The following is a 6,000-nucleotide window of genomic DNA, read 5'->3' as shown; positions in this document are numbered from 1 at the left end:
TTTGGCTGATGTTTTTTTGTATTTAAACATGCAATAATCTATGCGAAAATAGCCTATCAAATAAAAAGGATTAATTGATTCTGTTTGTCGAATAACGAATATGATCAAAAAAATAATCGTTTTGAAAAGAGAAGGATGCGTATAAATCAATGAGTAAATTTCAGCAACCTATAATCCGAAGAGAGCTCACTACATTGAGTGCAATTGAACTGGAAGAGGATCGTTATTTCAGTGAAACAGAATTTAATAATTGCTCTATTATTGGTGAGGAAATAAAACGAATTAAATTTGAACAAGTGATTTTTAATAAATGTGATTTGTTAAATACAGACTTTAGTCTTTAGGAAAGCATCTGTTCATCTAATTGAATTGAATGAAACAAAAACTTTAGACTTTGACTTGACGGAGGCGACACTTCAGAATGGATTATTTAATGACTTCTTATCGAATTTAACATTATGTAGATATGGAAAATTAAAACGAATAAAAATTTAAAAGAGTTTGCTAAGAAAAGTTGATTTTTACTATTCAAAGTTAAGTAATATTGAAATTTGATTAATGTGACTTAAACGAGGCTAATTTAACTGGCACTTCACTTAAAGGTATTGCTCAAAAGCGCTGCTACTTTGATTAATTATTTTTAGATAAGAAAATTTGAATGGTTGTACAGTTAATTCTGAGCTAGCAATTCTTTGATTTGCTGGATTATTAGGACCAAAAATTAAAGATAAATAAAATTTTTCAAAGGACTACAAATTATGTAGTCCTTTTTTATTAGTAGAACCTGGTGGGAAATAGAACAAAGCAGGAGTGTAGTAATGGATTAGGTGTAATTTTTTTCTAAATAAAGCACAAAACTAGAACTATTTTCATATATTACAAAAAAATAGGCTCTAAATTGTATAAAAAGTTTTTAATTTGCAAAACTAAATAATAAACGAAATTGTTTAATCAATGAGGATTTGTACTGAAGAAATATTCGAGGAGGAATTAAGGTGAATGAATTAACAAAATGTATTGTTTGTGAAGAGAAAAAGGAACAAGGTATTCATATTATTGAGGCATTCGTTTGTGAAGAGTGTGAAAAGAAAATTGTAACAACTGAAACAGATGCACCTATATACAATTCCTTTGTAGAGAAGTTAAGAAGTATTAATACGGTGAAACAAGAAATTGCAAATTAAAGATTAACATAAACATAGTAGACTAATAGTAGTAGTCTTATAAGGTGTTGTAAGATAAAATAAAGTATAAAATGAAGGACCGATTACTGAATACAAGGACCTCTGCCATAATAAATTACTGTTTGGTTGCTCTTAAGTGACTAAACCTTTAAGTCATGGAGAGATCTTGTAAATGTAATCGGTTTTTATATTGCCACTAAAACTTAATCGTAAAGCACTGAGATATGTGCTTGGAATTAGGCGAATGTCTTTAAATTTTTAAATGGATTTTAAAGATTTATTTAAATCTATAAATAAAAAAATATACTAATATAGCGAACATATAAATAAATTGTGTAATTAAAGGAAGCGTTAAATATGAATAATATGCCATTACTAAATGCACTGAAAGAGTTTGTTAATAAAGAAACAATATCTCTACATGTTCCAGGACATAAAAATGGAAAGCATACATACATAAAGGATTTAGAATTACCTAATATATTAAGTTATGATGTGACGGAATTAAACGGATTGGATGACTTACATTATTCTTCAGAGGTAATTTATGAGGCTCAAAAAATATTAGCTGAAGTATATAATGCGGAAGAGAGTTTCTTTTTAGTGAATGGATCAACTGTAGGTAATTTAGCTTCTATTTTAGCTATATGTAATGAAAATGATGAAGTATTTGTTCAACGCAATTGTCATAAATCAATTTTTCATGGGCTATTACTTGCTGGAGCTAAGCCTATATTCTTGCCTTTAGATATTGATGAAGAGTTAGGACAGCCGCTTGGGATTAATATTAACCAATCAATGAATGTAATAAAAGATTATCCTAATGCAAAGGCAATGATTTTAACGAATCCTAACTACTATGGAATGTCTCAGAATTTAGGAAATATAATTGAATTCGCCCATAGTATGGGAATCCCTACAATAGTTGACGAAGCTCATGGAGCGCATTTTATTATTGGGACACCATTTCCAGAAGACGCACTCTCTATGGGGGCAGATATCGTTATACAGTCGGCGCATAAAACCTTACCTGCGATGACAATGGGTTCATATCTACACATAAAATCAAAACTTGTTTCTAAAGAAAAAATAAAAGAAATGCTGAGAATGCTACAAAGTAGTAGTCCCTCTTATCCGATAATGGCTTCTTTAGACTACGCAAGGAACTTTGTCGAATCATTTTCTTCTGATAGGATTATCCAACTTCAGAGGAAAATTGAACAGTTCATGAAGGGTGTTTGTGAGCTATCTAATTTAAACATTGTTACTACTGGTCATTTAAACTATAAGCAGGATTTATTAAAACTAATCGTAAAAAGTAAAAAAGGACATACCGGTAAGCAATTACAGGAAATATTTGAAACAGAGGGAATCTATACTGAACTTTCAGATTGGGGACATGTTCTATTTATCCTACCTCTAGATGAAAAAATTGACTATAATGACCTTATTAGTCGTATAAAAAAAGCAACTGATTCGATGAATTTTATTGAAAATAAACAGCCTAAGCTTACCGTACCTAATTTTACAAGTACAGTTTCATATAGCTACGCAGGTTTAAAGAAAAAAAGAAAGATGGTAAAAAATTTGGCTGATTCTGTTGGAGAAATTTCGGCAGAAAATATTGTTCCATATCCACCAGGAGTTCCAATTTTATTAAAAGGTGAATTAATCACTACTAAGCATGTTGATTATATTCACAATATCTATCAATATGGAATGACGATTCATAACTTAATTGAGAATAAAAATTTACAAATTGAAGTACTGATTTAGGAGGAAATAGGTTGAAATCTTTATTTATTACGTTTGAGGGACCAGAGGGTGCTGGAAAAACAACAATTATTCATATGGTATCAGAAGAACTTCGAAATCGAGGCGTAAATTTTATATCTACTCGTGAACCAGGTGGTATTCGAATAGCTGAAAGTATAAGAAATATTATTTTAAATACTGAAAATGTTGAAATGGACAAGCGTACGGAGGCTTTGTTATACGCTGCAGCTAGGAGACAACATTTAGCAGAAAAAGTAATCCCGGCATTAGAAGAAGGAAAAATTGTATTATGTGACCGATTCGTAGATAGCTCACTTGCATATCAAGGAGTTGGTAGAGGAATCGGTATAGATGAAATTTACAATATTAATCAGTTTGCAATCGATGGATTAATGCCTGATTTAACAATTTATTTTGATTTGGACCCTAAAATTGGGCTGAAAAGAGTTCACCAAGCGGATGAGAGAGAAGTCAATAGACTTGATTTAGAAGAGCTAGATTTTCATTTAAAGGTTCAAAGTGGCTACGCTGAAATAATGAAAAGGGAACCAGGACGCTTTAAAAAAATTGATGCTTCTAACTCAATTAATCAAGTATTCACAGATACACTAGAAGTTATTTTGGAAAAAATAGATCAAATTTAATTAATTTCTAAAATTGAATACATGAACAATAAAATCAATGAACTGTTATAATAGAAGTAGGAAGAGTTAAAAAAATTAACTTGAATCGCAAATAAAAAGTGAGTTTAGAATTATGTAATCAATCAATTTAAATATATAAGTAGGTGTAAACATGAAAACATCTTGGGAGGAACTAAGCGAGCGTCAGCCAGTTGCTACAAAAATGTTAAAAAATGCAGTAATTAAAAACAGAGTGGCACATGCTTACTTATTTGAAGGCCCAAGAGGAACGGGTAAACGTGAGCTTGCATTGTATTACGCAAAAGTATTACTATGTGAGAATGTAAGTGAAGCTACACCTTGTGGAACTTGTCGCAATTGCAGGCGTGTTGATTCCGGTAATCACCCAAATGTTTACTTAATTAAACCGGAAGAAACATCAATAAAGAAACATCAAATTCAAGAATTACAAGAAGAATTCGCTAAAACGGCCGTTGAATCGAATCGAAAAATTTATATAATAGACCATGCTGATCGGATGACAACGAATGCAGCTAATTCATTATTAAAATTTTTGGAAGAGCCTATCTCAATTACAACTGCGTTTTTATTAACCGAACAAGTACAACAAATTTTGCCGACGATCCTATCTCGCTGTCAATCAATTCATTTTAATCCATTACCAACAAAATATTTTGAAGAACATTTAGGAAAAATTGAGCTACAATCAAACATAATTCCTTTATTAGCAAGACTAACAAATAGTGAGGCTGTAGCAGTCCAAATTGCTGAAGAAGAATGGTTTGCACAAGCAAGAGATTTAGTGATAGAATTATATGAAGCATTATTAACGACAAAAAAAGATAGTCTTTTAGTCATGCAACAAAATGTTTCTCGTCATTTCGATACGAAAGAACAGTTACAAATGATGCTTGATATGCTTGTATTAGCCTTTAAAGATATGTTATATATATATGCTGAACAAGATCAAAATGTTGTTTTTAAAAATGAAGAATCATTAATGAGACAAGCATTAAACCGTATTTCATTAGAGAAAATAACTACTTGTTTAGAGATCATCCTTGATGCTAAAAAACGATTAACATCAAACGCAAACATGTTAATGGTTTTAGAGCAAATGATTATAGAGCTACAGGAGGGATTGTAGATTGTGTACGAAGTAGTCGGAGTACGTTTTAAAAAAGCTGGTAAAATCTATTATTTCGACCCAAATGGATTAGCAATCCCTAAAGATACTTTTGTCATCGTTGAAACGGTGCGGGGGATTGAATTTGGTAAAGTAGTTGTACCAAATAAAAAGGTCGGAGAAAATGACGTAGTCCTTCCATTAAAAAAAGTTATGCGATTAGCTGATGAGCATGATCGTATGATTGTTGAAGAGAATAAACAATCAGCTAAAGAAGCATATGAAGTTTGTTCTAGTAAAGTTATGCAACATGAACTAGATATGAAATTAGTTGATGTCGAATATACGTTTGACCGAAATAAAGTCATCTTTTATTTTACAGCGGATGGTAGAATAGACTTTAGGGAATTAGTAAAGGATTTGGCTGCAGTATTTCGTACTCGAATCGAGTTAAGACAGATAGGAGTACGAGATGAAGCTAAAATGCTAGGTGGGATTGGACCTTGTGGTAGAATGTTGTGTTGTTCAACGTTCCTAGGTGATTTTGAACCAGTGTCCATTAAAATGGCAAAAGATCAAAATCTTTCTCTTAACCCAGCAAAAATTTCGGGACTTTGCGGCCGACTTATGTGTTGCTTAAAGTATGAGAATGATGAGTATGAAGCTGCAAAAGAACAACTTCCAGACTTAGAGGATGTTATTGAAACAGCTGAAGGTCCTGGAAGAGTAGTAGGATTGAACATCTTAGAACGAGTTATTCAAGTAGAATTGATCAAAAAAGAACGCGTTGTGGAGTATACTCTGGATGATTTAATTCATGAGGGAGTTGTGTCAATACAAACCACAGATTAAGAGGTGGTAAGATTGGACAAGAAGAATATATTCTTATCTCTTTCCAATATGGAAGAACAAATTCAAGATTTATCAACACAGCTTAGTGACTTAAAACAATATATTGCTGAGCTTCTAGAAGAAAACCACTATACGAAAATTGAAAATGACCACTTACGAGAACGATTAGGTCTAGACAAGCGTGTAGAAGAAAAAGAACAAATAAAAGACTCAAAGAAGAAAAAGGTACAAAAGGATAAGGATCTTGGGGAAGGCTATGATAATTTAGCTAGACTATACCAAGAAGGTTTCCATATTTGTAATCTACATTATGGAAGCGTGCGTCATGGTGAGGACTGTCTGTTTTGTTTATCCTTCTTTGATAAAAAGTAATTGTAGGCTATTCCGGAAGAAGCGAACGATTATCTATTCATGCAGC

The 6,000-nt window shown here is 31.9% G+C and carries 7 protein-coding genes; all 7 read left to right on the top strand.

Going from position 1 to position 6,000, the window contains the following annotated elements; genetic code table 11:
- The first annotated feature begins 149 nt into the window (after positions 1–149).
- A complete protein-coding gene (locus COC46_RS15140; protein ID WP_098810555.1) occupies positions 150–344 on the top strand; it encodes a hypothetical protein in 195 nt (64 codons plus the stop codon).
- Between the two features lie 651 nt (positions 345–995).
- Positions 996–1,184 (top strand): sigma factor G inhibitor Gin, encoded by a 189-nt coding sequence (locus COC46_RS15135; protein WP_255294920.1) that lies wholly within the window; start codon positions 996–998, stop codon positions 1,182–1,184.
- A gap of 357 nt (positions 1,185–1,541) precedes the next feature.
- A complete protein-coding gene (locus COC46_RS15130; RefSeq protein ID WP_098810551.1) occupies positions 1,542–2,960 on the top strand; it encodes an aminotransferase class I/II-fold pyridoxal phosphate-dependent enzyme in 1,419 nt (472 codons plus the stop codon).
- 11 nt (positions 2,961–2,971) lie between these two features.
- Complete coding sequence (gene tmk / locus COC46_RS15125; protein WP_098810550.1) at positions 2,972–3,604, top strand: dTMP kinase; 633 nt, start codon at positions 2,972–2,974, stop codon at positions 3,602–3,604.
- Between the two features lie 151 nt (positions 3,605–3,755).
- Positions 3,756–4,751 (top strand): DNA polymerase III subunit delta', encoded by a 996-nt coding sequence (gene holB / locus COC46_RS15120; RefSeq protein ID WP_098810548.1) that lies wholly within the window; start codon positions 3,756–3,758, stop codon positions 4,749–4,751.
- 3 nt (positions 4,752–4,754) lie between these two features.
- Entirely contained in the window at positions 4,755–5,582 is an 828-nt protein-coding gene (locus tag COC46_RS15115; RefSeq protein ID WP_098810546.1) for a PSP1 domain-containing protein, read from the top strand.
- Positions 5,583–5,594: 12 nt separating this feature from the next.
- Positions 5,595–5,954 carry a DNA replication initiation control protein YabA gene (yabA, locus tag COC46_RS15110; protein WP_141550914.1) on the top strand — a complete coding sequence of 120 codons (360 nt, stop codon included), beginning with the start codon at positions 5,595–5,597 and terminating at the stop codon, positions 5,952–5,954.
- The last annotated feature ends 46 nt before the right edge of the window (positions 5,955–6,000 follow it).

Source organism: Bacillus sp. AFS041924, from assembly GCF_002577195.1.
In the GTDB taxonomy this organism is placed as follows: Bacteria; Bacillota; Bacilli; order Bacillales; family Bacillaceae_G; genus Gottfriedia.
The sequence above is the reverse complement of the archived record's forward strand: the minus strand, read 5'-3'. Positions and strand labels throughout refer to the sequence as shown.